The sequence below is a fragment of the Mycobacterium sp. 050134 genome (assembly GCF_036409085.1).
Taxonomy (GTDB): Bacteria; Actinomycetota; Actinomycetes; order Mycobacteriales; family Mycobacteriaceae; genus Mycobacterium.
Genome location: NZ_JAZGLV010000003.1, coordinates 1 through 25,560 on the forward strand (window position 1 = coordinate 1; position 25,560 = coordinate 25,560).

The 25,560-nt window shown below is 68.1% G+C and carries 27 protein-coding genes, 1 tRNA gene and 1 pseudogene; 12 read left to right on the top strand and 17 right to left on the bottom strand.

Going from position 1 to position 25,560, the window contains the following annotated elements:
• Window positions 1–106: 106 nt before the first annotated feature.
• The 4 genes from SKC42_RS03830 to SKC42_RS03845 form a co-directional block, all read right to left on the bottom strand.
• Window positions 107–1,189, bottom strand: a complete 1,083-nt coding sequence (locus SKC42_RS03830; protein WP_330962991.1) for a phosphotransferase family protein — start codon at window positions 1,187–1,189, stop codon at window positions 107–109.
• A gap of 75 nt (window positions 1,190–1,264) precedes the next feature.
• Entirely contained in the window at window positions 1,265–3,004 is a 1,740-nt protein-coding gene (locus SKC42_RS03835) for an ABC transporter ATP-binding protein (RefSeq protein WP_330962992.1), read from the bottom strand.
• Window positions 3,001–5,595 carry an ABC transporter ATP-binding protein/permease gene (locus tag SKC42_RS03840; RefSeq protein WP_330962993.1) on the bottom strand — a complete coding sequence of 865 codons (2,595 nt, stop codon included), beginning with the start codon at window positions 5,593–5,595 and terminating at the stop codon, window positions 3,001–3,003. Before SKC42_RS03840 ends, SKC42_RS03835 begins: the two co-directional genes overlap by 4 nt.
• Window positions 5,595–6,308: a TetR/AcrR family transcriptional regulator gene (locus SKC42_RS03845; RefSeq protein WP_330962994.1), complete on the bottom strand. Its 714-nt coding sequence runs from the start codon at window positions 6,306–6,308 to the stop codon at window positions 5,595–5,597. The genes SKC42_RS03840 and SKC42_RS03845 overlap by 1 nt, the downstream gene beginning before the upstream one ends.
• A 113-nt stretch (window positions 6,309–6,421) precedes the next feature.
• Here SKC42_RS03845 and SKC42_RS03850 point away from each other — a divergent pair, with 113 nt between their 5' ends.
• Window positions 6,422–6,844, top strand: a complete 423-nt coding sequence (locus SKC42_RS03850; RefSeq protein WP_330962995.1) for a thiol-disulfide oxidoreductase DCC family protein — start codon at window positions 6,422–6,424, stop codon at window positions 6,842–6,844.
• A gap of 10 nt (window positions 6,845–6,854) precedes the next feature.
• Here SKC42_RS03850 and SKC42_RS03855 read toward each other — a convergent pair whose 3' ends face one another.
• Window positions 6,855–7,166 carry a hypothetical protein gene (locus SKC42_RS03855; protein ID WP_330962996.1) on the bottom strand — a complete coding sequence of 104 codons (312 nt, stop codon included), beginning with the start codon at window positions 7,164–7,166 and terminating at the stop codon, window positions 6,855–6,857.
• A 620-nt stretch (window positions 7,167–7,786) separates the two neighbouring features.
• Between SKC42_RS03855 and SKC42_RS03860 the strand changes: the two genes are divergently transcribed.
• Window positions 7,787–8,134: a hypothetical protein gene (locus tag SKC42_RS03860; protein WP_330962997.1), complete on the top strand. Its 348-nt coding sequence runs from the start codon at window positions 7,787–7,789 to the stop codon at window positions 8,132–8,134.
• A 153-nt stretch (window positions 8,135–8,287) separates the two neighbouring features.
• On the top strand, window positions 8,288–8,509 hold the full coding sequence (locus tag SKC42_RS03865; RefSeq protein ID WP_330962998.1) for a transposase: 222 nt from the start codon (window positions 8,288–8,290) through the stop codon (window positions 8,507–8,509).
• An 8-nt stretch (window positions 8,510–8,517) separates the two neighbouring features.
• Here the strand turns inward: SKC42_RS03865 and SKC42_RS03870 are convergent, their stop codons facing one another.
• Window positions 8,518–9,255: a DUF4760 domain-containing protein gene (locus tag SKC42_RS03870; RefSeq protein ID WP_330962999.1), complete on the bottom strand. Its 738-nt coding sequence runs from the start codon at window positions 9,253–9,255 to the stop codon at window positions 8,518–8,520.
• A 179-nt stretch (window positions 9,256–9,434) separates the two neighbouring features.
• Between SKC42_RS03870 and SKC42_RS03875 the strand changes: the two are divergent.
• Window positions 9,435–9,776: pseudogene (locus SKC42_RS03875) on the top strand (transposase); the annotation flags it as partial.
• Between the two features lie 251 nt (window positions 9,777–10,027).
• Window positions 10,028–10,687 carry a hypothetical protein gene (locus tag SKC42_RS03880; RefSeq protein ID WP_330963000.1) on the top strand — a complete coding sequence of 220 codons (660 nt, stop codon included), beginning with the start codon at window positions 10,028–10,030 and terminating at the stop codon, window positions 10,685–10,687.
• A gap of 198 nt (window positions 10,688–10,885) precedes the next feature.
• On the opposite strand, the gene SKC42_RS03885 is transcribed toward SKC42_RS03880, so the two are convergent.
• On the bottom strand, window positions 10,886–11,074 hold the full coding sequence (locus SKC42_RS03885) for a hypothetical protein (RefSeq protein WP_330963001.1): 189 nt from the start codon (window positions 11,072–11,074) through the stop codon (window positions 10,886–10,888).
• 361 nt (window positions 11,075–11,435) lie between these two features.
• Between SKC42_RS03885 and SKC42_RS03890 the strand changes: the two genes are divergently transcribed.
• From SKC42_RS03890 to SKC42_RS03900, 3 genes are all read left to right on the top strand, one after another.
• The gene (locus SKC42_RS03890; protein ID WP_330963002.1) at window positions 11,436–11,951 is read left to right on the top strand and encodes a hypothetical protein; all 516 of its coding nucleotides are present in this window, start codon (window positions 11,436–11,438) and stop codon (window positions 11,949–11,951) included.
• Window positions 11,952–11,953: 2 nt separating this feature from the next.
• Window positions 11,954–12,124 carry a hypothetical protein gene (locus tag SKC42_RS03895; protein WP_330963003.1) on the top strand — a complete coding sequence of 57 codons (171 nt, stop codon included), beginning with the start codon at window positions 11,954–11,956 and terminating at the stop codon, window positions 12,122–12,124.
• Window positions 12,125–12,409: 285 nt separating this feature from the next.
• A complete protein-coding gene (locus tag SKC42_RS03900) occupies window positions 12,410–12,655 on the top strand; it encodes a hypothetical protein (RefSeq protein WP_330963004.1) in 246 nt (81 codons plus the stop codon).
• 48 nt (window positions 12,656–12,703) lie between these two features.
• Here the strand turns inward: SKC42_RS03900 and SKC42_RS03905 are convergent.
• A tRNA-Leu gene (locus SKC42_RS03905) sits at window positions 12,704–12,787 on the bottom strand.
• A gap of 104 nt (window positions 12,788–12,891) precedes the next feature.
• Here SKC42_RS03905 and SKC42_RS03910 point away from each other — a divergent pair.
• Window positions 12,892–13,272, top strand: a complete 381-nt coding sequence (locus SKC42_RS03910) for a hypothetical protein (RefSeq protein WP_330963005.1) — start codon at window positions 12,892–12,894, stop codon at window positions 13,270–13,272.
• Entirely contained in the window at window positions 13,269–13,613 is a 345-nt protein-coding gene (locus tag SKC42_RS03915; protein WP_330963006.1) for a DUF3817 domain-containing protein, read from the top strand. Before SKC42_RS03910 ends, SKC42_RS03915 begins: the two co-directional genes overlap by 4 nt.
• Here SKC42_RS03915 and SKC42_RS03920 read toward each other — a convergent pair.
• From SKC42_RS03920 to clpS, 8 genes are all read right to left on the bottom strand, one after another.
• On the bottom strand, window positions 13,610–14,221 hold the full coding sequence (locus SKC42_RS03920) for a non-canonical purine NTP pyrophosphatase (protein WP_330963266.1): 612 nt from the start codon (window positions 14,219–14,221) through the stop codon (window positions 13,610–13,612). The two genes, SKC42_RS03915 and SKC42_RS03920, sit on opposite strands and share 4 nt — an antisense overlap.
• Entirely contained in the window at window positions 14,218–14,997 is a 780-nt protein-coding gene (rph, locus tag SKC42_RS03925; RefSeq protein WP_330963007.1) for a ribonuclease PH, read from the bottom strand. Before rph ends, SKC42_RS03920 begins: the two co-directional genes overlap by 4 nt.
• Window positions 14,998–15,031: 34 nt before the next feature.
• Window positions 15,032–15,814, bottom strand: a complete 783-nt coding sequence (locus SKC42_RS03930) for a cyclic nucleotide-degrading phosphodiesterase (protein ID WP_330963008.1) — start codon at window positions 15,812–15,814, stop codon at window positions 15,032–15,034.
• Window positions 15,815–15,887: 73 nt separating this feature from the next.
• Window positions 15,888–16,703: a glutamate racemase gene (gene murI, locus SKC42_RS03935; protein WP_330963009.1), complete on the bottom strand. Its 816-nt coding sequence runs from the start codon at window positions 16,701–16,703 to the stop codon at window positions 15,888–15,890.
• Window positions 16,700–17,377 carry a rhomboid family intramembrane serine protease gene (locus SKC42_RS03940; RefSeq protein WP_330963010.1) on the bottom strand — a complete coding sequence of 226 codons (678 nt, stop codon included), beginning with the start codon at window positions 17,375–17,377 and terminating at the stop codon, window positions 16,700–16,702. The genes murI and SKC42_RS03940 overlap by 4 nt, the downstream gene beginning before the upstream one ends.
• Before the next feature lie 61 nt (window positions 17,378–17,438).
• Window positions 17,439–18,479 carry a P1 family peptidase gene (locus tag SKC42_RS03945; protein WP_330963011.1) on the bottom strand — a complete coding sequence of 347 codons (1,041 nt, stop codon included), beginning with the start codon at window positions 18,477–18,479 and terminating at the stop codon, window positions 17,439–17,441.
• A complete protein-coding gene (aosR, locus tag SKC42_RS03950; RefSeq protein WP_330963012.1) occupies window positions 18,476–19,054 on the bottom strand; it encodes an oxidative stress transcriptional regulator AosR in 579 nt (192 codons plus the stop codon). The genes SKC42_RS03945 and aosR overlap by 4 nt, the downstream gene beginning before the upstream one ends.
• A 25-nt stretch (window positions 19,055–19,079) precedes the next feature.
• Window positions 19,080–19,385 (bottom strand): ATP-dependent Clp protease adapter ClpS, encoded by a 306-nt coding sequence (gene clpS / locus SKC42_RS03955; protein ID WP_067875822.1) that lies wholly within the window; start codon window positions 19,383–19,385, stop codon window positions 19,080–19,082.
• 55 nt (window positions 19,386–19,440) lie between these two features.
• Between clpS and SKC42_RS03960 the strand changes: the two genes are divergently transcribed.
• A complete protein-coding gene (locus SKC42_RS03960; protein ID WP_330963013.1) occupies window positions 19,441–20,745 on the top strand; it encodes a nicotinate phosphoribosyltransferase in 1,305 nt (434 codons plus the stop codon).
• Between the two features lie 35 nt (window positions 20,746–20,780).
• The gene (locus tag SKC42_RS03965; RefSeq protein WP_330963014.1) at window positions 20,781–22,760 is read left to right on the top strand and encodes an ATP-dependent DNA helicase; all 1,980 of its coding nucleotides are present in this window, start codon (window positions 20,781–20,783) and stop codon (window positions 22,758–22,760) included.
• A 43-nt stretch (window positions 22,761–22,803) separates the two neighbouring features.
• Here SKC42_RS03965 and SKC42_RS03970 read toward each other — a convergent pair whose 3' ends face one another.
• Entirely contained in the window at window positions 22,804–25,410 is a 2,607-nt protein-coding gene (locus tag SKC42_RS03970) for a glycosyltransferase family 1 protein (protein ID WP_330963015.1), read from the bottom strand.
• Between the last annotated feature and the right edge of the window lie 150 nt (window positions 25,411–25,560).

Below are 25,560 nucleotides of genomic sequence, written 5' to 3' on the forward strand. Positions count from 1 at the left end.
GGGAAGAAGATCAACGATCAAGGCCCACTGGGCATCGGTAAGCAACTGAAACCGCGACATACCCCAAGCCTCACGCACAACACCCGAAACCATTGTCAGACACGCCCTAGCGGTCGGCGATCAATCCCAGCGTCCCGAGGTCGCGGATCGACCGGCAGCCGCGGCGCAGCATGGTCAGCACCATGTCGTCACCCCGTTGGGTGGAGGTGGCGAAGGCAAAGCCGAGGGCCGAGATGAGCAAAGCCTGCGGCATGCCCAGCCGGTAGTCGCGCCAGCACGTCTCGCGGTCGTAGTCGGCGACGCCGTGGTCGACCAGCGTGCGGTGGTAGTGATCGACGAGGCCCCGCTCAATATCCGAGCGCAGCCCCGAGTTCATGCTGGTCGCCGTGAAATAGGCGAGGTCCCGGGCGGGGAGTCCCACGCCGAGCGTCTGCCAGTCGACCACGCTCACCCAGCGCTGGTCCGGGTCGAACAGCAGGTTGTCGAGGCGGAAGTCGCCGTGCAGCGGGGCGAAGCGGTCGTGCTCAGCGAGTAGCCAACTTCCCACCAGTGCCATTGTGTCCGTGAATGTTTCGCGGTCCTCACCGCTCAGTCGGTCGCCGAGCTTGTCCAGGGTGATGTCGGCGCTCAGCTTCGCCACGTCACCAAGGCCTTTCGCCGAGTCCTCGTTGGGTCGCGCGAATGCCAGGCCGGGTAGGTCGAGCCAGACGGGATCACACCAGCTGGGTCCGTGCAATCCGGCCAGCGCCGCCACCGCGAGCCGTGCCTGATGCTCCCCGCAGCCGGCGATCTGGTCGCCCTGCGCGGCGGGCGCCTGGTCGGCAAGGAGCAGCGCGTAGTCCAGCCCGTCGTCGGTGATGTCGCAGTAGAAGCATCGCGGCGTCGGCACCCGGACGCGATCGGCCACGGCGGCGTAGAACGCGCACTCGCTGCGATCGCCGATTGCGACCCGCTCGCGCACGGCGTCGTCCTGGGCCGGCAACTTGATGACGAACGTTCGCGGCAGGTCCGCAGGGGCGGTGGTGTAGCGGGCGGTCACGCGGAACGTCGCGCCGGTCTGTCCCGTGCCGATGGCGGTCACGTCCACGTCGGCGACCTCGACGGGCGGGCGATGCGCGCTGAGCGCGGCGGACAACCATGCGGCGGTCACGTCGCCAGGATGGCGCGGTACGGACACCACGGCGCTCATCACACGCCTCCACTACCCGGACGGCACCGTCCGACGCAGCTACTGTAGGGCATCCGGCATGGACCGCGGGCTGCCCTATTCAGCGACGATGCGCCATTCGGCGGCGTCGCGCTGTTGCCGCCAAAACTCGCTGAAACGCCCGCCCTTGCCAAGCAATTCGTCGACGGCGCCGTCCTCGACCACCCGGCCGCCATCGAGGAAGAGCACACGGTCGGCGTGCCGGATACTGGCCAACCGGTGGGCGACGATCACCTGGGTGCGTGACCGCGGGCCCAGAGTGAGCGCATCGACCACCGCGGCCTCGTTCTCGGTGTCCAGGGCGCTGGTCGCCTCGTCGACGAGCAACACCGGAGCCGGTTTCAGCAGCGCCCGGGCGATGCTGACGCGCTGACGTTCACCGCCCGACAGCGCCGAACCCGCCTCGCCGACGACGGTCTCGGGCCCCTCGGGCAGTCGCCGGGTGAGCTCGTCGACGCGCGCCAACGCCACCGCCCGCGCAAACCGCTCGTCGTCCGCCGCCGGGTCACCGGCGAGGACGTTCTCGCGGATGGTGCCGTGGAACAGGTAGGGATGCTGGAACACAACGGTCGCGGCCGCGCGCCGGGAGTCGGGGTCGAGTGTCGCGGCATCGAGCCCGTCGATGAGGATCCGGCCGCGCGTCGGCTGATGCAGGCCGGCGATCAACGCGACGACGGTGCTCTTCCCCGAGCCGGACGGCCCCACGATCGCCGTCGTGCTGCCGGGCGCCAGCGCGAAACTGATCCCGTCGAGCACCGGCGTGCGCGCGCCGTCGTAACCGAATGTGACGTCGTCGAATTCGACGCGCGGGGCCGCGCCCGCGCCGTTGAGCGCCCCGCCGCCGGCGGGCATGGCCGGCGCGGTGAGCACCGCCCTGATGCCGGCCAACGTGGCGCGCGTGCTCTCGAGCGCGGGCGCCAGCTCGCTGATCGTCGTGAAAGGCTCCAAATACCGTGCGATGACCACGATCAGGGCGATGGCCTCGGGCACGGTCACGGCGCCCGACACCGTCAGCGCCGTCGTCACGCCGGCCAGGAGGATGAGCGCCAGCTGGCTGGCGAGGCTGAACAGCAGCTGGCCCGGCACCTGCATGGCCAGCAAGCGCATGGTGGCCCCGTGCTGGGCTGCCAGCGCATCGCCGACCAGGCTGCGCGCCGGCTCGACGCGTCGCGCGGCTCGCAACGCCTGCTGGGTGCGCGCGAATTCGATGATCCGCTCGGTCAGCGCGGTGTTGGCCGCGGCGGCCGCCGAGTCCGCGCGCCGGGCCAGCCGCCCGGAAGCCCACAGCGCCCCCAGCATCAGGGGTACGCCGGCCAGGGCGGCGACCCCGAGCTGCCACGAAACCGGCAGCAGCGCAAGGGCGATCGCCCAGGGCAGCGCAACGGCGGAGATCAATGGCGTCAGCAGGTTGACCACAAGCCCGACCAGCTCTGGGCCCGTCGCGGCGATGGCCTGCCGCGCCGTCGCGGTGTGCTCGGCGGTGAACCAGTCCAGTCGTACGCCGGGGAGCCGGTCCGCGACGTCGTGCTGGGTGTGGTCGAGCACGGTGAAACCCAGCTCGAACCCGATTCGCGCGGTCGCGGTGTCGATCACCCACCCGAGGACGGTGGCCGCGGTGAGCCAGCCCAGCCACACCAGCGCCCGGTGCGGGCTGTCGCCGAACAGCGCGCCCAGCAGCGGAACCAGCAGCACCGTCGCCACCGCACGCACCGCGACCGACAGCAACGCCAGCGAAGCGTACGCGACGAGCTTGGTGCGGCGGTGCGCCGGCACGAGGCCGAGCCAGGTGCGAATCATCGCGCCCCCTCCGTGGTGACCGCCATCGGGTTGCGGCTCCCGCTCTCCCACAATCGGCGGTAACGGCCGTCGGTCGCCAACAGCTCGTCGTGGGTGCCGCGTTCGGCGACGCGGCCGTGATCGAGCACGACGATCTGGTCGGTCCCCACGATGGTATGCAGGCGATGTGCGATCACCAGCACCGTGCGGTCTCGAGTGAGCCGGTTGAGCGCTTGCTGCACAAGGTATTCCGATTCCGGATCGGCGAACGCGGTGGCCTCGTCGAGGATCAGGACCGGGGTGTCGGCGAGGATGGCCCTGGCGATGGTGAGCCGTTGCCGCTCGCCGCCCGAAAGGCCGGTTCCCGCGCCGAGCATGGTGTCGTAGCCGTCGGGCAAGCGCGTGATGCGCTCGTGGATCTGCGCCTCGCGCGCGGCGGCCTCGATTTGCGCGGCGGTGGCGCCGGGCACGGCCAGCGCGATGTTCTCGGCGACGGTGCCGTGCACGAGCTGGGTCTCTTGCAACACGAAACCCACGCGCGCATAGAGCTCGTCGGCGGTCATCGACCGGATGTCGCGTCCGCCGACGCGAATCGCGCCGTGCTGCACGTCGTGGAAGCGGGCCAGCAGCGCGGCCAGGGTCGACTTGCCCGAGCCGGAGGGACCGACGAGCGCGGTGACGGTGCCCGGGCGCAGCGTCAACGACACGTCGTCGATCACCGGCACATCGGGGCGATAGCCGAAGGTGACCCGGTCGAACACCACCGTGGCCGGTGAGTCACCCGCCGTGGCCCCGCCCTCTCGCACCGCCAGCTCGGGTTCGTCGAGGGTGTTCTGCAGCCGACGGGCGGCGAGCATGCCGGCGCGGATGCCCCCGAGCCCGTAGGCGATGCCGAGCAGCCGCGCGCCGAACGCGGTGCCCAGCAACAGGAATGGCAGGAGGTTCACCGGGTCCATCGAACCCGTGACGGTCAGCAGCGTGCCGGCGACGGCGATCAGCCAGAGGAACGTCGAGGGGCGGGTGGCCAGGTCCATCAGCGTCTTCTTGCCGGCCAACGGGCGTTGCCACGCAGTGAGGAAGCCGACGTACTCGTCGAGGCGACGCCGGAAACTGGACGCGGCGGCACCGCCGAAGACCCGAACCACCGGTTGGCCTTCAAGGAACGCGCCGGCCTCGCCGCTCATCCTGTCGGCCCAGCGTTGCGATTGCGGGATGCGCGGACCCGACTGGATGGTCACCGAGGACGTGAGCACCAGGTAGACGAAGATGGGCACGAACAGCACAAGCGCCACGCGCCAATCGACGACGAACAAGTAGACCAGCACCGCCACCGGCGCGACGACGGCGGCGACAGCATCGGGGATGGCGTGCGTGATCAGGTAGTGCAGGGCGAGCGTGTCGTCCTGCACCAGCTGTTTGATGGGGCCCGAACCGCGCGCGGTGAACCAGCCCAGCGGCAGTCGGGAAAGCTTGCTTAGCAACCTCTTTCGAATGTCAACGGCGAATCGCGCGTCCACGATGTGCAGCCACAGCGTGAGACCGGCGCTGAGCACGGAACCCAGCCCCAGCAGCGAGACGGCGGCCACGCCCACGCCCCACAGCCGCGACGCGGGTGCCCCGGACAGCAGCAGCCGGGACAGCTCGACCAGCAGCAGGAACGGCGCCAGCTGCACCAGGGTGATGACGGCCTGCAGCAGGCCGGACAGGATCAACGCCGGCCGCAGGGGCGCGAGCAGCCGGCCGGCGGCCTGCGCGCGCCAGCTGCCCCGGGGAGGCGCGGCGGGACGGGGCTGGTCGCGCTGGTCTTCAACGGCTTCCGCCGCAGCCGCGTGGGCTACTTCGCCCTCGGCCGCGTCGGCGTCGTCACCGCGGCAGGTGCCCATGGCGCGGCCGGCGCTCCAGTACGCCTGGGCGTGGATGGCCGACTTGGGGAAGCCGAAATCGTCGCGGAGCCGAGCGCGCACGTGCTTGAGGGTGGTGGCCTCGGGGGTCGCCCACGCGTACCAGTCCGACCAATCCCGGCTCTCGATCGCGGCGGCCAGCGACCTTTCGTCGCGGCGCGCCACCCAGTGCACGCGCAGCCGCGGGTGCCGCGCGAGCGGGATCAGGGTGTCGTCGTCGTGGTGCTGCTCGAAGTACATCTCGATCGGCACGTCGTCGGGGACGACCCCGACGATCCCGTTCATTCCCGGGATCGACGCCGAGTCACCGATCAGCAGGTAGCCGGCCGGCTGCTCGTCGGGCATCTGGAAACGCGACGAGCCCATCAGCGACATGACCGCGATCGTGGCGCCGGGCTGCACGGTGCGCGCCCAGCGCGACGCCGGGCCGGCCGGATCGTGCAGGACGACGTCGACCGCGAATCGCCCGGTTGCGGCGTTCGACTCCGAAAGTGTGTAGGCACGCTGGAACTCGGTGGTCGATCCGTCGGGATCGGGGAACCAAAACCGCAGCCACGCCGCGGGTTCGGCCTCGATCTCGTCGAACAGGGTCGGCGACACCATCCGCACACGCACGAAATGCGGTGCGATCTGCAGGGTTTCGACCACCGTTGCGGTGTGGTCGCGGGCGCCGAAGCCCCGCAGCATCACACCCTGGAACCCGCGTGCCATCAGCGGTCCTCTCCCGCGGAGCTCAGCTCCGCGACGGCCTCGCCGATCGGTCGGCCCGGCGGGATGACCGCGACCAGGCCCCGAATGGAGGCGGCGAGCAGCAGCCGGACGAACTCCGAATCGGACACCTGGGGCAGCCGGGCATGGGCCGCGCCCAGCCGCGCGTCGCCGGCCAACCGCTCGGCCGCGGCGTCACGCTCGACGGCGAAGGCGCCGGCCTGGTCACCGTCGGTGGCGTTGGCCGTGTTCTCTTCTCGCGCCGCCAGGCTGATCGCGAGGGTCGCCACGGCGCTGCTCAGCACCATCGCCGCGTCCGCGGAATAGCCCCGCCGGCGCAGCGCCTCCACCTCCTGGGACAACACCCGAGCCCCCGCGTCACCGCGCGGGAAGAGCACCTGGAGGTAGGACGCCAACCCGGGGTGCTCCGCGGTGAAGTCGCGCAGTTGCAGCCCGAAGGACACCAGGTGCCGCTCGATGTCCGCGCCCGGGTCGTCGCGTAGGTCGAGTTCGGCGAGCACGCTCTCGCCGACGAGACGTTCGAGCTCCCAGCGGTTTTCGACGTGCCGATACAGCGCCGTGCCGGATACCCCCAGCCGCGCCGCGACCGCGTTGATGCTCAGCCGTCGCATGCCCAGGTCCCGTCCCGCGCGGACGACGTCATCCAGCCCGATGAGCGGAGGCCGCCCGCCCTGCCGCGCCGCGACACTTTGCACCTGGCACCACTCCCCGACGTAGGTAAGTTACCCCCACAAACTAAGGGTCGCCTTACCAAAGGTCAACCTCGGGTGGGCCGCCGCCACGGCCGCCGCTCGGTAACCTGGCGTCAGTGAACGCCGAAACGCCCCCCATCCTGCTGTACGACGGTGTCTGCGGCTTCTGCAACTTGGCGGTGCGGACGATCATTCGGTTCGATCGAAAAGGCACCCTGCGCTTCGCCGCCCTGGACACCGACTTGGCGCGGGCGATCATCGACCGGCACCCGTCGATCAAGGACGTGGAGTCCGTCGTCTTCGTCGACCAACCCGGTGACCACGGGGAACGCGTCGCCGTGCGGTCCGAGGCGGCCCTGCGCGTCGTTGATTATCTCGGCGGCCCGTGGCGCGTCTTCGGTGCCGCCCGCATCATTCCCGCCCCGCTGCGCGACGGGCTCTACGACCGGGTCGCCGCCATCCGCTACCGCCTCTTCGGCAAATACGACACCTGTCCGATACCGCCGCCGGAGGTGCGAGCACGCTTTCTGGGCAGCTGACCTGACGTGCCTACGAGAGGTCGGCCTCGGACTCTCTGCGCTTGAGCTCGGCGAGGTGCCTGTCTTCGGCCGCCGCCTTCCGATGGAGCCTGGCGGACTCCCGATGCACGTCGGTGTGGGGCACGCCCTGCCGAACGCCCTCGTCCTCGACCTCCGCGAAATGTTCATGCCGCCGCGCGGACTCCTCGAGGCTGTCGGCGGCCGAGAATCCCGCCTGGGCGGCGCGTTCGCGCGCCCGCCGGGCGCGGTCTTCCGCGACCTCGATCTCGTCCGCGATGAAGTCTTCCTCGCCCGCGGGCGGGGGCTCTTGTCCGATCGTCATGGCGTCTCCCTTGTGTCCCGTGCACCTTGACGTACCCGGCAAGAAGGGTTTGACGCGCATTTGTCGCAACGGCCAGCGGCCTGCCAGATCGGTGCGGGCGGAGGGACTCGAACCCTCCTTGGCTATCCTGGCCAGGGGCTCGTATGGCCGTCTAACTGGACAGACATGCTTCACGCTTTAACGCTAGTTATCTGTGATTGTCAGATTTTTGTGTCCATTTGGTGTCCACGGAGCTGTTTGCTGGCACGCTCTGCTGCGGGCCGCAAATCAGCCTCAGCAGCGCGCACCTAACCCCCCTGGTAGGGGGCTTTTGGCGGGGTATTCCGGATATCTCTGCTCAACTTTGCCCATCGCCATCGTTCGATACACAGCGGTGATCCGAGTCGACTACGGTAGAGAGCTGAAGTGGGAAAACATGACGAACAGAGCGCGGTGGTGGCCGAGATCACGGCGCACGGATGGTACGAGGTCACCAGGAAGGGGAACAACTATCGCAAGTTCCGGTGCTCGTGCGGGAGCCACCAGAAGATGATGCACAAGTCACCTTCTGATCCGAACTACTTCCGGAACTTAATAGGGTGGTTCCGTCGTCAGTCATGTTGGGAAAGAGGTGAAACGCAATGACGAGCTACTACATCGAATTTACGTTCGGATCGGACCGTCCGTTTGATGAGGCTATAGAAGGCCACCTAGACGACCTTGCCGAAGCCTTCGCTGGGATAACCGACGTAGATGGCGACGTTGGCGCTGACCTCAAGGCGGGCCGGGTCGATCTATGCATGACCGTCAACGCATCTGACCGATCTGAGGCGCTACACAAGGCGTTTGTGGCAGCTCGAACAGCAGTGCACGCCGCAGGCGGTCACACTGGTACGTGGGACGGGTGGTTACAGAAACTGCTGGAATCCGATGAGTACCGCACGACCGTCGCGCCTAGCTCCCTCAGGGACTACGCCCTAGGGTGTTAAGACCCCTAGGCTGAGACGCTGCTTCTCCGTTTGACCCTCAGGACACGCGGTTGCCCGGCGTGTCGAATCCCTGTGGCGTGTTCCCGTTGGATGAGTCCAACCAGTTCTAGAGTCCTATGGCCCGAGGTCGGGTCAGAAGGGACGATGAAACGTATGGCTGGTCGGAAGCGGCATTCCGCGGAGGACATTGTAACCAAGCTGCGCCGGGCGGATGAACTGGCCGCGGAGGGCAAGACCGGCGAGGAAATCGCCGCCGAGCTGGGTTTCTCCGCCGCCACGCTGTACAACTGGCGTCGCACCTACGGCGGAATGGACATTGACGCCGCGAAGGAGCTTTGCGAACTGCGCATATCCAGCCGCCGAAATGCGTCATAAGGACTGTTCTACGCCGGGAGTACCCGTGAGGCAGTGTAGCGAAGTCCCCCGTCCCACATGTGTATTGAGATGGTGGACCCATCCGACCCACGCATAACAATCATTGCAGATGCATCATCTAGCGCTTCGGTTTCAGACAACGAGTGAGCAACTAACACCAGATCCGATTTCATGAGGTCGGGGCATTTCTCGAGCGCGATCTCCCTTGCGCGGTCCACTGCCGGTGACAGGATATGCAGTCGCTTCTCGAACTTCGTCCTCGCACCACGGGCCGAACGGTCAGTCCATTTGGTGCGCGTCCAGGCTTTGTGGGACTTCGCTTCTCGCGCGATTCGATTGCCAAGCTGCTCAAAACATTGATAAACCGTCGCAGTGCCCTCCGCGCGGAGAGCTTTTACAAAAGCCTCGCAGTTAGTCCAGTAGTAGTTAACGGTTCCACCGAGTGAGTCATACACAATAGGGAACGTAATCGCGCGATACCTAAGCAGAATCGCAAGATCTTCGAAGTAATCCAGAATTGCGAGTAGGTCGTAGTAGTCCTTCGAACCAGCGGCGCGAAGCTTCATCATCTCGTCGCGGAGCTTCTCTGGCCCTCCGGTAGCGATCAGACCCCGAAATCTCGCACGTGCATTCCGGAAAGCTTCCTCATTCCATCTGTTCGCTGCTTCCGTTGTTGCCTGTGCGTGCCCAGCGCGCCGCGTTAGGATGATCGTTGTTAACGCGAATAACGCCGCGATCGCGAGCACAACAGTTCCTACGCCCGTCAAACACTCTGCCCAGTTCGGGTCGGCACTAGCAACGTCCACGGCTACCGGTCCTCTACGGTGATGCCAAATTGTCGCGTTATGCAGAATGTACGCCCGTCTCCGGGATGAGTCGATATCGTTGCTCCTGGTCGTCTCGCTAGATTTCGACCATAAAGGGCGCGGCTGGTGGCCCGCCGAAAGTGCTGCGCTTGGACAACGGCCCAGAGATGGTTTCTCAAGCGCTGCAACGGTTCTGCGAGAACAAGACCGGAATGGTGTACATCCCGCCGGGCTGCCCGTGGGACAACGGCTACATCGAATCGTTCAACAACCGCCTACGCAAACAGTGCCTCAACCGCAACCACTGGAACAGCCTGTTCGAGGCCCGCGTAGTCATCGGCGACTTCAGGACCGAACACAACCATCGACACCGGCACTCGGCCCTGGGCTACATGACGCCGGCCGAGTACGCTGCCGCATGCAGGTGTACCCACACCCCGGTTGCCTGCAGCGTCAACTGAGCACGGATCACACCAACCCGACTCTAAGACGGGGCGGACTCAGTAACGGGGACTCGCCAGTTGATACAACGGACTTAAGGGTCACCCCGCCGCTATGTTCAGAACGATCGACGCGAAGTCGTCGTTGACCGTGATGAATCCACCACTGGTGAGGTAAACCATCGCGTAGAACTTTTCCTAAAGTGCGTTTGCTTCTATGTCGGGAATCGGGCCCAGCGTAGAGAGCCGTGCTCGATTGGTGAGACTGGCTGGTGTCCGACCTCTGGGATGCATGGGATGACTTTCACCCGTCCATCGCCTGGGGCAACATCGCCACGGTTACCGTCGCCATCGCCGCGATCGTCGTTAGCGCCCGATTCAATGTCTTGACGCTGCGTAGCGCCGACAAGCGATTCCAGCGGGAAAGGCTCGATGCCCGCGACGACAAGTTGCGAGGCGAGCTCGCCGTATTGCTCAGCGCGGTTGGCGAGTTCAGATCGCAGCAGGATGACGTATACGGTCAACTGTTTGACTTCATAAACACTCTCGACTTCGACAAGTTGACCGATGAGCAGTTGCAGGAGCCAGCAAGCAAGGCCAGATCGTTGGTGTTCGCCAAAATGGGGAGCGTTCGTAGACGAATCAATATATGCGGCATCACTATTCACATACTAACCACCAATGCTGCCATAACGCGCCCCGTGGAACTTATGCGCGAAGCGGTGCGCAGTGAGCAGCGCATTTACGGGAAATTACTTGCGGTGCCAGCGATTCGAGGACTGACCCCGAACGCTCTCAAGCAGGCACTCATCCAACCCGACACATGGTTTGAGCTTGCGACTCAGAGAGTGATTGATTTCTGTATCCAATGTCTCGGCACCGACATGCCCCACAGGCGTTCACCCTCAGTCTGGAACAACCCCTGGGGATGAAATGTTGCGTTCCATGCCGTCGAAGACCGGGGAATGCGGGCTCTACGATTGCAGCGAGCAGCCAGTCGACCTTGGCCAGCGGCGGTTTGATACCCGACACGCCCGACTCACCTGGACGCTGAACACACCGTGCAGATACCTCGGGCTGTCGGTGTGCCGACTTAGCGTGAACGGTATCCGAAACGGGACGAATTAGGTTCACGCTTCGAGGGTTTGGTGACGTGCAAATACAGCCGTGGCAACAGGTTTGAAAATCCCGCAATCTTGGATTGGGACAGTCACTTCAACACACTCTTCGTAGCCGACAATCCGAGCGAATCCGCCAAAGCGATAACCGAAAAGCTTGCCGACATGACGAAGGTTCTCAAGAGCTACCGAGACGAACACGATGGGATTTGGGTCTACCCCGTTCGCGGAGACCAAGAGCGCCAATACCGTGCCGCAGAGGCAGCAGAGCGCCGCGCGCGCATAGAGGCAGTACGGCGCATAACCGGGCTAGACCGATTAACCGCTCCACCGGACCAACAGACGCCGCCACCAGAGACACCACCTGACGATCCGAAAACCGACGCTGAACAGACGACCGACTGAGCCGAGAACCCAGGTGGAACAGTTGGAACAGTTGACGACAGCAGCGATGCCCGTACTCTGAGTGCATGTAAGCCCCCGCACCCTGCGGTAACAGGGCCGGGGAGGTTGGTGTGCTGGTTTTCCGCGTTTCACGGCGGTTGTTGCCGACAATGTCACCATGCGACAGGTCCGACTGAAGGGCAAGAGCTACCCGCTACCCAGCGGAGCGACCGTCGAAATCACCGACGACACATGGGTGGCGATGGGCGACGGCGCAGCGTACCGGCTACTCACGTACCGAACCGACACCGCCGAAATCGTGTTCGAGGTACGCGACCGGATACCGGGTTGTGTCAGCATAAAGCTAGTAGCTGGCGAAAACGCCATCAGGGCAAAGGATCTACTGGCCATCAAGCTTGATCGGATTCGCGACGAGGTATACGCATTCGCCGGGGTCGCCGGATTCACGCCAGACGGCACCGACGACTACGAGCAAACTGGTAGCGATGCTGTTCGCGCGGTACGGCGCATCACCCGGCGCAAGATCACGCCGGATTTTTTGTGTGACGTTGCCGAGGTTCACCGGGCCGCACCCGAGGGCAGTCGGCTCGCGGCGGTGCAAGCCGCATTCCACGTCTATGAGCGCCAGGCGCTCCGCTACATCGCCAAAGCCCGCAAGGAAGGGCTGATCTGAAGATGGCGACCATTGAGAAGTACCAAACCAAAGACAGCGCAACGCTTTACGCCGTCCGTTATCGCACTCCCGGTAACCGGACCACCCGTAAGTGTGGCTTCACCACCAAGCGTGTCGCGCAGATTTTCGCCAACGATGTCGAGGTCAACAAGCTGACCGGCGACTCCACGTGAAACCCGAGTGGGGCGCGATAGCGGTGGCGGATATCGACGTGCTCGGCGTCGAGCCGTGGATCACCCGCATGACCCGCAAGGGTTCCGGTGCGACAACCGTCATTCGCGCTGAGGGTGTGCTCTCGGGCATCTTGGCCGATGCGGTGAAAGGCAAACGTCTGGCCGCCAACCCGTGCAAGGGTGTCGGTAACCTGCCCCGCAAATCGGGAAAGCGCCGGGTTTACCTGTCCGCTGACGACGTAGCACGGCTGGCCGACAAATCCGGCGAGCACCGGACGTTGGTGCTTGAAACGCCACGACACCATCGACCAATTCGGCAAACTCACCCTGCGCCACGGCAGCCGCCTACACCACCTCGGCGTTGGCCGCACCCACGCCCACACCCCCACCCTGATCCTGGTCACCACCGACACCGTCACCGTCGTCAGCAAAACCAGCCACCACGTCCTCAGCAGCCACCACATCAACCCCGAAAGAAACTACTGGCGCAACCAAAACAAAAACCCCGGCCGACGGCCGGGGAATCTGTAACCCATGACGCGACTCATCTGTCACCTATGACACGACTCATCACATCGGTGCGGGCGGAGGGACTCGAACCCTCACGCTCTTTCGAGCACCGGCACCTAAAGCCGGCGCGTCAGCCAATTGCGCCACGCCCGCGCGCTCAGCGATCGTACCGCCTCGGTGCCGCCCCTAAGTGGCCGGCGGTCGCGGCCGGCTCGACGAGTTCGTCGGCGCCAAATCGCGGGCGGTACCTTCAAGGGGTGTCCACCACACGTCGTCACCGGCCCGCGCTGATCGTCTTGGCGCTCGTCGCGGCGTGCGGCTGCCTGGCCCTCGGTTGGTGGCAGTGGACCAGGTTTCAGTCGACCTCGGGCACCTTCCAGAATCTCGGGTACGCGCTGCAGTGGCCGCTGTTCGCCTGGTTCTGCATCTACGCCTACCGCAAGTTCGTGCGCTACGAGGAGACGCCGCCGGCCCCCCGCGGCAACGGCGCGGCCACCGAGATACCCGCCGGACTGCTGCCGGAGCGCCCCGCGTCGATGCAACCGCCCCCCGACGATCCCGCCCTGCGGGAGTACAACGCCTACCTGGCCGAGCTCGCCAAGATGGATACCGAAAAACAGAACAGGACAACCGCATGACGACCCCCGAGACCCCATCGACAGCTGCGGCCCCGGCGGACAAGATCCGCTCCGCCCTGCTCGCCTACCGCGTCATGGCGTGGGCGACGGGCCTGTGGCTCATCGCGCTGTGCTACGAAATCGTCTCCCACCTCGCCTTCCATCATGAGATCCGGTGGATAGAGGTGGTACACGGCTGGGTGTACTTCGTCTATGTGCTCGCCGCGTTCAACCTCGCGGTGAAAGTCCGCTGGCCCATCGGGAAGACGATCGGCGTGCTGCTGGCCGGCACGGTTCCCCTGCTCGGCATCATCGTCGAGCACTTCCAGACGCGAAACGTCAAAGCGCGCTTCGGCCTCTAGACCCGTGGCGCCGCCAAGTTGCGCAGCGCGGGCACCAAGAGCGCCAGCGCGCGGCCGCGATGCGACGTTGCGTCCTTCTCCGCCGGGCCGAGTTGTGCCGCGGTCCGGTCGTCACCGTCGGGAATGAACACCGGGTCGTAACCAAATCCGCCGTCGCCGCGGGGCGCCCGTGCGATGCTGCCCGGCCACTCCCCGCGGACGACGACCTCGCCGGATGCCGACACCAACGCGCACGCCGATACGAACGCCGCCGCGCGCCGGTCGTCGGGGACGTCACGGATCTGCGCCAGCAGCAGCGCGGTGTTGGCCGCGTCGTCGCCGTGGTTTCCACACCACCGCGCCGACAGGACGCCGGGCATCCCATTCAACGCCGCCACCTCCAGCCCCGAGTCGTCGGCCACCGTAGCCAGGCCCGTCGCGGCGAACCCGTCACGCGCCTTGGCCAGCGCGTTGTCTTCGAACGTCGCGCCGGTCTCCGGCGGCTCATCGAATGGCGGGACGTCGTTCAGCGACACCAGCGTGAGCCCCGACAGGCCGGCGCCGTCGAGCACCCGGCGCAACTCGGCCAGCTTCTTGGGGTTGCGGCTGGCAACCAGCAGCCGGGTCAGGTGCCGAACGCCTTCGGCGCCGGGCCGCTCTCGGGCAGCACCCCCGGATAGGGCAACGCCAGCGCCTCCCGCTGCGCCGCGAACAACTGGTCGCAGGCCCCAAGGGCGGCGTCCAGCAGCTTGTCCAGCGTCGAGCGCGGGAACGTCGCTCCCTCCCCGGTGCCCTGCACCTCGACGAGGGTCCCGGTGTCGGTCGCGACGACGTTCATGTCGACCTCCGCGCGCGAGTCCTCCTCGTAGGGCAGGTCGACCCGGATCCTGCCGTCGACCACCCCGACGCTGACGGCGGCGATCGCACACGACAGCGGCCGCGGATCCGACAGCTTGCCAGCGGCCGCCAGGTACGTCACCGCGTCGGCCAGCGCCACGTAGGCGCCGGTGACGGCCGAGGTGCGGGTGCCGCCGTCGGCCTGCAGCACGTCGCAGTCGACGGCGATCGTGTTTTCCCCCAGCGCGCGCAGGTCGATGCATGCCCGCAGCGATCGGCCGATGAGCCGGCTGATCTCCTGCGTGCGCCCGGACAGCCGGCCCTTGACCGATTCCCGGTCCGAACGGGTGTGGGTGGCCGAGGGGAGCATCGCGTACTCCGCGGTCAGCCAGCCCAGGCCCGATCCCTTGCGCCAGCGCGGGACGCCCTCCGTGACGCTGGCCGTGCACATGACCTTGGTATGGCCGAATTCGATCAATACCGAACCCGCCGGATGGTCGGTGAACCCGCGCGTGATGACTACGGGGCGAAGCTCATCGTCAAGGCGGCCGTCTTCTCGTCTGGTCACCCAGTAACCCTAAGCCAGGCCCGACGGGACGCGCTCAGACCCGTTCGGAGCGACGGATGTCGAAGGTCTCGCCGCAGACCACGGCGTGCACGGGCCCGTCGAATTCCGCTTTGGCCTCGCTGATGACGTCCTCACGGGAGGTCCACGGCGGGATGTGCGTCAGCAGCAGCTCGCGGACCCCGGCCTCGGCGGCGGCCCTGCCCGCCTCGGTGCCGGACATGTGCAGGGCGGGCGGCCGATCCGCCGCGTGGGTCCACGACGCCTCGCAGAGGAAGACATCGGCGTCACGGGCCAGCTCGACGAGCTGCTCACACATGCCCGTGTCGCCGCTGTAGACGAACGACGCCCCGCTGGGGTCGGTGATCCGCATGCCGTAGGACTCCGTCGGGTGGGCCACCACCCGGGGCAGGACGGTCAACGACCCGAATTGCACGGGCTCGTTGTCGACCCAGTGCCGAACGTCGAAGATGTCGGAGCAGTCATCGATCTCGCCGCCATAGGGTGACGACGCCGCACCCAGCCGCGACCACGTGTCGCTGGGGCCGTACAGCAACGCCTTGCCGTCGGGCTTCGACGGGTGATAGCGCCGCCAGACGAACAGGCCGGGCAGGTCCAGGCAGTGGTCGGCATGCAGGTGACTGAGCAGGACGTGCACCGCGCTGGGATCGGCGAAACGCTGCAGAGCCCCCAGCACGCCCCCGCCGAAGTCGAGCACCAGAGGAGGGGTGTCCGGCGCGCGGAGCAGATATCCCGACGCAGGCGAATCCGGCCCCACCACGCTGCCCGAGCAGCCGAGCACGGTTATTCGCACGGACACTACTGTGCCATGCCCGATAGCACCATGACGAAAACATCGCCGCATTCATGTGATCAGAATCTCGCCCTGGAAGCTAGGGCGAGGCGAAGGGGTGCACCGGTTGTACGCCGGTGACCGCCGGACCCAGGAATCGCGTCGCCAGTCCGGTGAACGCTTCCGGGTCGCCGGTGGCCTCGAAGACCCGCGTGGCCGGCGGCGCATCATGGGGACGCAGCAGGTCCGCCTCGGTGAGCACCCGCAGCACCTCCTTGGCGGTCTCCTCGGCGCTCGACACCAGCGTGACGCTGTCGCCCATGGCCAGCTGGATGATGCCCGAGAGCAGCGGGTAGTGGGTGCAGCCCAACACCAGCGTGTCGACCTGCGCCCGCTGCAGCGGCTCCAGGTACCCCTCAGCCAGGCCCAGCACCTGACGCCCGCTGGTCACGCCGCGCTCGACGAAGTCGACGAACCGGGGGCAGGCCACGGCGGTGATCTCCGTGTCGCGGGCGGCCGCGAAAGCGTCCTGGTAGGCATGCGAGGTGATGGTCGCCCGGGTGCCGATGACTCCGATGCGGCCGCTGCGGGTCGTGGCGACCGCACGGCGCACCGCCGGCAGGATCACCTCGATGACGGGCACGTCGTAGCGCTCGCGGGCGTCGCGTAGGCACGCCGCCGACGCCGTGTTGCACGCGATCACGAGCGCCTTCACCCCACGCCCGACGAGGTCGTCGGCGATGGCCAGCGCGTGCGCGCGGATCTCCGGAAGGCTCAGCGGGCCGTACGGTCCGTTGGCCGTGTCGCCGACGTAGATCAGGTCTTCGTCCGGCAGTTGGTCGATGATGGCCCGGGCGACGGTCAGTCCCCCGACGCCGGAGTCGAAGACGCCGACGGGCGCGAAGGGCGCGCTCATCGTCCGGGTCTCCGCGCGGCGCCCGCTTTGCGTCCGGTCCTAGCTTTGCGTTCGGGTGCCGACAGCATCCACGCCGCCACCACTCCGGCGATCGCCCCGCACAAATGCCCCTGCCAGGAAACGCCGCCGCATTGCCCGAGCACCGGCATGGCGCCAAGCAGGACACCGCCGTAGGCGAACAAGACCACCAGGCCGATGATGATGTTCCAGACCCGGCGGACGAAGATGCCGAAAACCAGCAGGAACGCCAGCCAGCCGAAGATCAGGCCGGAAGCCCCGATGTGGTCGGTCGGGCCGCAGGAGCTGCCGACGTTTCCGATGAGCCATGTGCCGAATCCGCCCAGGATCCATACGATGGCGGTGGCCCACACGAACCGCGACAGCCCGGCCAGGGTGACGAGAAACCCGAGCACCAGCATCGGGACGGTGTTGGCGGCCAGGTGAGCCCAGTTGGCGTGCAGGACCGGGGCGAACACGATTCCCCACAGCCCGTCGGCCTCGAGCGGCCGGATGCCGTTGGCGTCCAGCGAATGGCGCGTGAGCTGATCGATGAGCTCGACCAGGTAGAGCAACGCCACGAAGGTGAGGATCGTGGCCCCGCCAATCACCCAGTCGGGCCGTTTCTGCCGGGTCGCCGGTACGCCGGGACGCCCCCTCGGCGTGGTCCTACCCATTGCTGCCCTTTCCGAGCGTGTTCGGCCCCATCCAGGGTACCGGGGCCGGGGCGCGCTCCCCTTAGCCGAAGGCCCCGGGCAGCACGTCGCGGTAGGTCGGTATCGCGGCCACCGACTCGGCGGCCAGCACCCCGACGAGCACCGCGCGGGCGAGGCAGTCGGCCGCGGCTATGCCGACTTCGGTGACCAGCTGGGTCTCGGGGGAGAACGCCGCGGGCGGGGGTTTGCCTGCGGCAGGCGGTGCGACCTCGACCGCCCCGGTAGCCAAGGCGAACACCGTGTCCCCGTCGACGGGGGTATGCGCGGGCCGGATGGCGCGGGCCAGGCCGTCCTGGGCGGCGACCGCGATGCGCCGGCACGCGGCGGCGCTCACGGCGGCGTCGGTCGCCACGACCGCGACCGTGGTGTTGAGGGGCCTGAGCGGAGACGGCAGGCCCGCGAACGCCTCGACCTGCTCGCGCGGCGGCGATCCCAGCCCGAATTCCTCGGTCAGGTCGGCCATCCACGGCAGGCCGGTGGCCCGATCGGCGACGTCACCGGCGGAGTTCACCACGACGACCGCCCCTACGGTGACGCCGGACGGCAGCGTCGTCGAGGCCGTGCCGACACCGCCCTTGAGCACGCCCGCCCGGGCGCCCACCCCGGCGCCGACGTTCCCGACGGCCACCGCGGCCGTCGCCGTCGCGCCCTCCGCGTTCTCGCAGGCCAGGTAGCCGAACTCGGCCGTCGGCCGGCGGTCCCAGCCACCGACCGGCAGATCGAAGATCACCGCGCCGGGCACGATGGGCACCACCCCGCCCTCCATCGCCACCCCGCGCCCCCGTTCCTCCAGCCAGCGCATGACGCCGTCGGCGGCGGCCAGGCCGTAGGCGCTGCCCCCGGCCAGCAACACCGCGTCGACGAACCGGACGGTGTTGGCGGGGTCCAGCAGGTCGGTTTCGCGGGTGCCCGGCGCGCCGCCCCGGCAGTCCACCGCCCCCACGGTTCCGGGCGGGGTCAGCACGACGGTGACGCCGCAGGCCCAGCCCGCGCCCAGGGAGGCGTCCGGGTCCAGCCGCTGGTGGTGCCCCACGCGGATGCCCCGGACATCGGTGATGCTCATCGGGAGCCCATCAGCACCAGCACCAGGTACTCCTGCAGCACGGTCAGCCACTGGTAGACGTCGAAGTGCACGGCCATCGGATGATCGGCCGGCAGGCGTTCGGGCCCCTGCGGTCCGACCTCGAGCATCACTCCCAGCGTCAGCCGGATGTCGTTGACCGCGGCGGCCCAGGCCTCAGCGTCTTGCTCGGTGAGCTCGAAGCGGCCGCCGTTGTCCGGAACGGTGTTCAACAACCGTTGCGTAGCATGCCTTTTGGTGTCGATGATCTCCGGCTCGTGCAGGCTGCGCAGCGCGGCGTTGAGGGCCGCCGCGGCGGCCGGCGCGGTGTCACCGTCGGCGGGTTTGAAGAAATCCGGCAGCAGCCGCCGCAGCGTCGGATCCCTGGGGGGCTCCGAATTTCCGGTCTTGATCCCGGTGATTTCCTCGAGTTCGTCTGCCGGCGAGGACGATTCGCGTTCGTCGAGCAGGCCGATCATCGCACCGGCGAGGTTCTTGAGCAGGGCCGCCTCATGGGAAGCCAGGGCGGACCGAAAACGGGGACCGTTCGCGGTGTCGACCCGCTTCCATTTGCGCACAGGGTATCGCCGAAGCCCCTCGAATTCAGCGGTCCTGCTGCATGGTCGCCCACAAACCGGCGGCATGCAGCTTGGACACGTCGACTTCCATGCTCTCCCGGCTGCCCGCCGACACCACGGCCTTGCCCTCGTTGTGCACCTGCAACATCAGCTTGGTGGCGTGCGGCTCGCTGTAGCCGAACAATTTCTGGAACACATACGTGACGTACGTCATCAGATTGACGGGGTCGTCCCATACGATCGTGACCCAGGGGCTGGCCGTGACGTCTACCGGAGCCGACTCCCGTTGCCCGGTAGTGCCCGGCTTAGTGGGCGCTGACGCAACAACCATGACGTACACGATACCGAGGCATACGCCCGCCGCCCCCAGCCGTTACCGTTGCGGAATGAACGAGCCGCGCCCGGCTGGCCTGCTGACCGACAAGTACGAGTTGACGATGCTGGCAGCGGCGTTGCGCGACGGCACGGCCGGCCGCCGGACCACCTTCGAGCTGTTCGCGCGCCGCCTCCCGGACGGTCGTCGCTACGGGGTGGTCGCCGGCACCGGCCGGCTGCTGGAAGCGTTGCCGCACTTCACGTTCGATGATGAGGCCTGCCAGACGCTCGCGGAGTTTCTCGACGCGGGCACGCTGGCGTACCTGCGCGATTTCCGGTTCGGCGGCGACATCGACGGCTACGCCGAGGGCGAGCTGTACTTCCCCGGCTCCCCCGTGCTGTCGGTGACCGGCACTTTCGGCGAATGCGTCGTGCTCGAGACGCTGGCGCTGTCGATCTTCAACCACGACACCGCGATCGCGTCCGCGGCGGCGCGCATGGTCAGCGCCGCGCGGGACCGGCCGCTGGTCGAGATGGGATCCCGGCGGACGCACGAACGGGCGGCGGTCGCCGCGGCCCGCGCCGCCTACATCGCCGGCTTCGCCGCGACGTCAAACCTGGAGGCCCAGCGCGAATACGGGATCCCCACCGAAGGCACCTCCGCGCACGCGTTCACCATGGTCCACACGACAGCGGAGGGGCCGGACGAGCTGGCCGCGTTCCGGGCCCAGGTCGCCGCGCTGGGCGTCGACACGACGCTGCTGGTCGACACCTACGACGTGACCGCCGGCGTGGCCAACGCGGTGGCCGCGGCCGGAACGGGGCTCGGCGCGATACGCATCGATTCCGGCGAGCTCGGGGCCCTCACGCGGCAGGTCCGCGACCAGCTCGACCAACTGGGCGCCACCGGGACGCGCATTGTGGTGTCCGGCGACCTCGACGAGTACTCGATCGCCGCGCTCGGCGCCGAGCCGGTGGACAGTTTCGGCGTCGGGACGTCGCTGGTCACCGGCTCCGGTGCGCCGACCGCAAGCATGGTCTACAAACTGGTCGAAGTCGACGGCATGCCGGTGCAGAAGCGCAGCAGCCACAAGGAGACTCGCGGCGGCCGCAAGGAGGCGCTGCGCCTGTCCCGCCCAACCGGCACCATCACCGAGGAAGTGGTCCACCCGGTGGGGCGACCGCCCGCCGCCGCCGATCCTTTTCGTGTGGTGACCGTCCCGCTCGCCCGCGCCGGGGAGGTGGTCGCCAAACCCGATCTCGCCGCGGCGCGCGAGCTGGTGGCCGCCGGCCTGCACAGCCTGCCCTGGGAGGGCCTCAACCTCTCGCACGGCGAACCCGCCATCCCCACCACACTGATCCCGTCCGGGCGCTAGCCCGCCGGCGAACGAAGAGAGCTACCACGTCCGAGGTGTCCGTCCCCGAGTTGCTCGCTACCGCGGTCGCCGCGCTCGGCGGCAGCGAGCGCGCCGGCCAGGTGGAGATGGCCACCGCCGTCGCGCGAGCGTTCGATACCGGCGAACACCTCGTCGTCCAGGCCGGCACCGGGACCGGTAAGTCGCTCGCATACCTGGTTCCCGCGATCGTCCGCGCGATCGGCGACGACTCCCCCGTCGTGGTCTCGACCGCCACGATCGCGCTGCAGCGCCAGCTCGTCGAGCGCGACCTGCCCCGGCTCGCCGAGTCGCTCGGCGACGCCCTGCCCCGGCCCCCGCGGTTCGCCCTGCTCAAAGGCCGCCGAAACTACCTGTGCCTGAGCAAGATTCACAACGGCACGGACGGTACCCAGGGGCCCGACGAAGACGGCCGGGCGCAGGAGGAGCTGTTCGATCCCATGGCGGCCACCGCGCTGGGTCGGGACGTGCAACGCCTCACCGCCTGGGCGTCCGACACCGAATCCGGCGACCGCGACGATCTCAAGCCCGGCGTCCCGGACCGGTCCTGGTCGCAGGTCAGCGTGTCTGCCCGCGAATGCCTCGGGGTGGCGCGCTGCCCGTTCGGGTCGGAGTGCTTCTCGGAGCGGGCGCGGGGCATCGCCGGCATGGCCGACGTCGTCGTCACCAATCACGCGCTGCTGGCCATCGACGCGGTGGCCGAGTCGGCGGTGCTGCCCGAACACGCGCTGCTGGTGGTGGACGAGGCGCACGAGCTGGTGGACCGCGTGACGTCGGCCGCCACCGCCGAGCTGACGTCGGCGGCCCTCGGCGTTGCGTCGCGACGGATCACCCGCCTGGTTGGCCCGGAGCTGACCCAGCGGCTGGAGGCCACGACGGCCAACTTCGCCGCGGCCATCCACGACGCCACCCCCGGCCGCCTCGACTACCTCGACGACGAGCTCGCCACCTACGTCACCGCGCTGCGCGACGCGGCCACCGCCGCGCGGTCGGCGATCGAGACCACCAGCGACGCCAAGGCGGCCGCGGCGCGCGCCGAGGCGGTCGCCGCGCTGAGCGAGATCTCGGACACCGCGTCGCGCATCCTCGCGTCGTTCGCCCCCGCGATTCCGGACCGCACCGACATCGTCTGGCTCGATCACGAGGACAATCGCGGCGTGATGCGCCCGGTCCTGCGGGTGGCGCCGCTGTCGGTGTCCGACCTGCTGCGCACCCGGGTGTTCTCCCGTGCGACCACCGTGCTGACGTCGGCGACGCTGACGGTCGGCGGCACGTTCGACGCGATGGCCGCGGCGTGGGGGCTGGGCGGTAGCGACGGCGGCCGGGCGCCCGGCTGGCGCGGGCTGGACGTCGGATCGCCGTTCCACCACGCCAAGGCGGGGATCCTCTATGTGGCCGCGCACCTGCCACCGCCCGGACGCGACGGGACGGGCTCGGCGGAACAGCTCACCGAGATCACCGAACTCATCACCGCCGCCGGCGGGCGCACCCTGGGCCTCTTCTCGTCGATGCGGGCGGCCCGAGCCGCGGCCGAAGCCATGCGCGCACGGCTGTCCACACCGGTGCTGTGCCAGGGCGACGACAGCACTTCGGCGCTGGTGGAGCAGTTCAGCGCCGACCCCGAGACCTCGCTGTTCGGCACGCTGTCGCTGTGGCAGGGCGTCGACGTGCCGGGCCCGTCGCTGTCGCTGGTGCTGATCGACCGCATCCCATTTCCACGGCCCGACGACCCGCTGTTGGGCGCGCGGCAGCGCGCCGTCGCCGCGCGCGGGGGTAACGGATTCATGGCCGTGGCCGCCAGCCACGCCGCGCTGCTGCTCGCACAGGGGTCGGGCCGGCTGCTGCGCCGGGTCACCGACCGCGGCGTGGTCGCGGTGCTGGACTCGCGAATGGTCACCGCGGGCTACGGGCGCTACCTGCGGGATTCGCTGCCGCCGTTCTGGCAGACCACGAACGCCGCACAGGTCCGCGCCGCGCTCGAGCGGCTGCGAGCATGACGATCGCAAGCCCGGCGGAGCCGGGCGTGTCGGCCTGACCGGGCTATCTGGCCAGCGCGACGAGACCGAGCTCGTTGTCGGCGGACAGCATCGGGTGGTGCGGCAACACGCGCACGGTGTAGCCGACGGCGCCCGCCAGCGGTAGCGGCGTCGTTGTCGCGAACACCTCGTTGCCGCCGTCGACGGTCGCGGTGTGCGACATGTCGACGCACACCGGATCAAGCAGGGCGTCGCTGGAGTCGACGCGACCGACCACCGCCTGCACCTCGACCTCGTCGGGCCGCAATCCGGCCAGCTGTACGGTCGCCGTCAGTGTCAGCTTCGAGCCCAGCTGGGGGCTGTCCGGCAACCCGGTGCTGTCGACGTCGGTGATGGCGATCTTCGGCCAGGCCTGCTCCACGCGCCGGCGGTAGGCGGCCAGCTCGCGCGCCGCGCCGAACCCGGCCTTGCCCCCTTCGGCGGGAGCGATGGTCTTGCGCAGCGACTGCGCGGCCGGCGCGTAGTAGGTCTCGACGTAGTCGCGCACCATCCGGGACGCCAACACCTTCGGGCCCAGCGTTTGCAGTGTGTGGCGCACCATCTGGATCCAGCGCGGCGGCACGCCGTGCTCGTCACGCTCGTAGAACTTCGGCGCCACCGACTCCTCCAGCAAGCTGTAGAGCGCGCTGGATTCCAGGTCGTCGCGCCGCGCCTCGTCGGCGACGCCGTCGGCCGACGGTATCTCCCAACCGTTTTCGCCGTCGTACCACTCGTCCCACCAACCGTCGCGGATGGACAGGTTCAGGCCCCCGTTGAGCGCACTCTTCATCCCGGACGTGCCGCAGGCCTCCAGGGGCCGCAACGGGTTGTTCAGCCAGACATCGCAGCCCCAATACAGCAGCCGGGCCATGGACATGTCGTAGTCGGGCAGGAAGGCGATGCGATGCCGCACCTCGGGTCGGTCGGCGAAGCGCACCACCTGCTGGATGAGCGCCTTCCCGCCGTCGTCGGCCGGGTGGGACTTGCCCGCGACGATGAGCTGGATCGGCCTCTTTTCGTTCAGCAACAGCTGCTCGAGCCGCTCGGGGTCCCGCAGCATCAGTGTCAACCGCTTGTACGTCGGCACCCGGCGCGCGAACCCGATGGTCAGCACGTCCGGATCGAAAGCCGTTGCGATCCAACCTAATTCCGCCTCGGAGGCGCCGCGTTCGTGCCACGAGTTGCGCAGCCGGCGGCGCACGTCCTCGACCAGCAGCGACCGCAGCTGGGAGCGGATCCACCACAGGTGGCCGGGGTCGACCTGCTGCAGCCGCAGCCAGACCCCCGGGTCGCTGAACGAGTCCGAGCCGGCCAGCTCGCGCCCCAGCTGCAGCCACTGCGGCGCCGCCCAGGTGCGCGCGTGCACGCCATTGGTGATCGACCCGATCGGCACCTCGTCGGGATCGAACCCCGGCCAGAGCTCGTTGAACATTGCCCGGCTCACTCGTCCGTGGAGCAGCGAGACGCCGTTGGCGCGCTGCGCCAGCCGCAGTCCCATGTGGGCCATGTTGAACTTGGAAGGGTCGTCCTCGGCACCCAGCGCGAGGATGCGGGCGGTCGGCACGCCGGGCAGCAGCGTCGATTCGCCGTCGGCCCCAGGCTTGCCGCCGAGGTAGCGCTGCACCATGTCCAGCGGGAACCGGTCGATGCCCGCGGGCACCGGCGTGTGGGTGGTGAACACCGTGCTGGAGCGCACCACGGTCAGCGCGGTGTCGAAGTCCAATCCGGAGTCGGCGATCAGCTCGCGGATGCGCTCCGCACCGAGGAACCCGGCGTGCCCCTCGTTCATGTGGAAGACCTCGGGTGCGGGCAGCCCCTCGACGGCGGTGAACGCGCGAATGGCCCGGACCCCGCCGATGCCGGCCAGGATCTCCTGCTTCATGCGGTGTTCCTGGTCGCCGCCGTAGAGCCGGTCGGTGACGCTGCGCAGGTCATGTTCGTTCTCCGGGACGTCGGAATCCAGCAGGAGCAGCGGAACACGACCCACCTGCGCAACCCAGACGTGGGCGTACAGCTGCGCCGAGTCGGGCAGCGCGAGCTGAACCAGTACGGGATCGCCGCCGGCGTCGGTGAGCAGCCGCAGCGGCAACCCCTGCGGATCCAGCGACGGGTAGGTCTCGTTCTGCCAGCCGTCGGCTGTCAGCGACTGCCGGAAATACCCCGAGCGGTAGTACAGGCCCACCGCGATGAGCGGAACGCCGAGATCCGACGACGACTTCAGGTGATCCCCGGCGAGGATGCCCAGGCCGCCGGAATAGTTCGGCAGCACTTCGGCCACGCCGAACTCCATCGAGAAGTAGGCGATGCCGGTCGGCATCGGGACCCCGTCGGCCTCCTGCTGCTGATACCACAGCGGCCGGCTCAGGTAGTCGTTCAGGTCGGCGGCCAGCTCGTCGAGCCGGCCGAGGAACGCCTCGTCGAGCGCCAGCTCGTCCAGGCGGGCGGGGCTCACCGCGCCCAACAACGCCACCGGGTCGCTGCCGCACCGCTCCCACAGCGTCGGGTCGATCGTCGCGAACAGATCCTGGGTCGGTTTGTCCCACGACCAGCGCAGGTTCGTCGAGAGCTGATCCAGCGCGACGAGGCGCTCGGGAAGGTGTGCACGGACGGTGAACCGGCGAAGGGCTTTCACGCGTCCTTACCTTACTGAGGATTCCGGTGCTCGCACTGCGACAGACGTTGCCCGCCGGGGGTGTGACCGGACACTAGGCTGGGTATCGGTTAGGTGTTGGGCCGCGACGGAGCGGCTCGAGCGAAGTTCTCACGACAGGAAGTTTCCTCA

Coding starts and splice junctions, on each gene's coding strand:
- SKC42_RS03830 (WP_330962991.1), bottom strand. CDS start 1,189: ATGAGCGCCGTGGTGTCCGTACCGCGCCATCCTGGCGACGTGACCGCC.
- SKC42_RS03835 (WP_330962992.1), bottom strand. CDS start 3,004: ATGATTCGCACCTGGCTCGGCCTCGTGCCGGCGCACCGCCGCACCAAG.
- SKC42_RS03840 (WP_330962993.1), bottom strand. CDS start 5,595: ATGGCACGCGGGTTCCAGGGTGTGATGCTGCGGGGCTTCGGCGCCCGC.
- SKC42_RS03855 (WP_330962996.1), bottom strand. CDS start 7,166: ATGACGATCGGACAAGAGCCCCCGCCCGCGGGCGAGGAAGACTTCATC.
- SKC42_RS03860 (WP_330962997.1), top strand. CDS start 7,787: ATGACGAGCTACTACATCGAATTTACGTTCGGATCGGACCGTCCGTTT.
- SKC42_RS03865 (WP_330962998.1), top strand. CDS start 8,288: ATGGCTGGTCGGAAGCGGCATTCCGCGGAGGACATTGTAACCAAGCTG.
- SKC42_RS03890 (WP_330963002.1), top strand. CDS start 11,436: ATGCGACAGGTCCGACTGAAGGGCAAGAGCTACCCGCTACCCAGCGGA.
- SKC42_RS03895 (WP_330963003.1), top strand. CDS start 11,954: ATGGCGACCATTGAGAAGTACCAAACCAAAGACAGCGCAACGCTTTAC.
- SKC42_RS03915 (WP_330963006.1), top strand. CDS start 13,269: ATGACGACCCCCGAGACCCCATCGACAGCTGCGGCCCCGGCGGACAAG.
- murI (WP_330963009.1), bottom strand. CDS start 16,703: ATGAGCGCGCCCTTCGCGCCCGTCGGCGTCTTCGACTCCGGCGTCGGG.
- SKC42_RS03940 (WP_330963010.1), bottom strand. CDS start 17,377: ATGGGTAGGACCACGCCGAGGGGGCGTCCCGGCGTACCGGCGACCCGG.
- SKC42_RS03945 (WP_330963011.1), bottom strand. CDS start 18,479: ATGAGCATCACCGATGTCCGGGGCATCCGCGTGGGGCACCACCAGCGG.
- clpS (WP_067875822.1), bottom strand. CDS start 19,385: ATGGTTGTTGCGTCAGCGCCCACTAAGCCGGGCACTACCGGGCAACGG.
- SKC42_RS03960 (WP_330963013.1), top strand. CDS start 19,441: ATGAACGAGCCGCGCCCGGCTGGCCTGCTGACCGACAAGTACGAGTTG.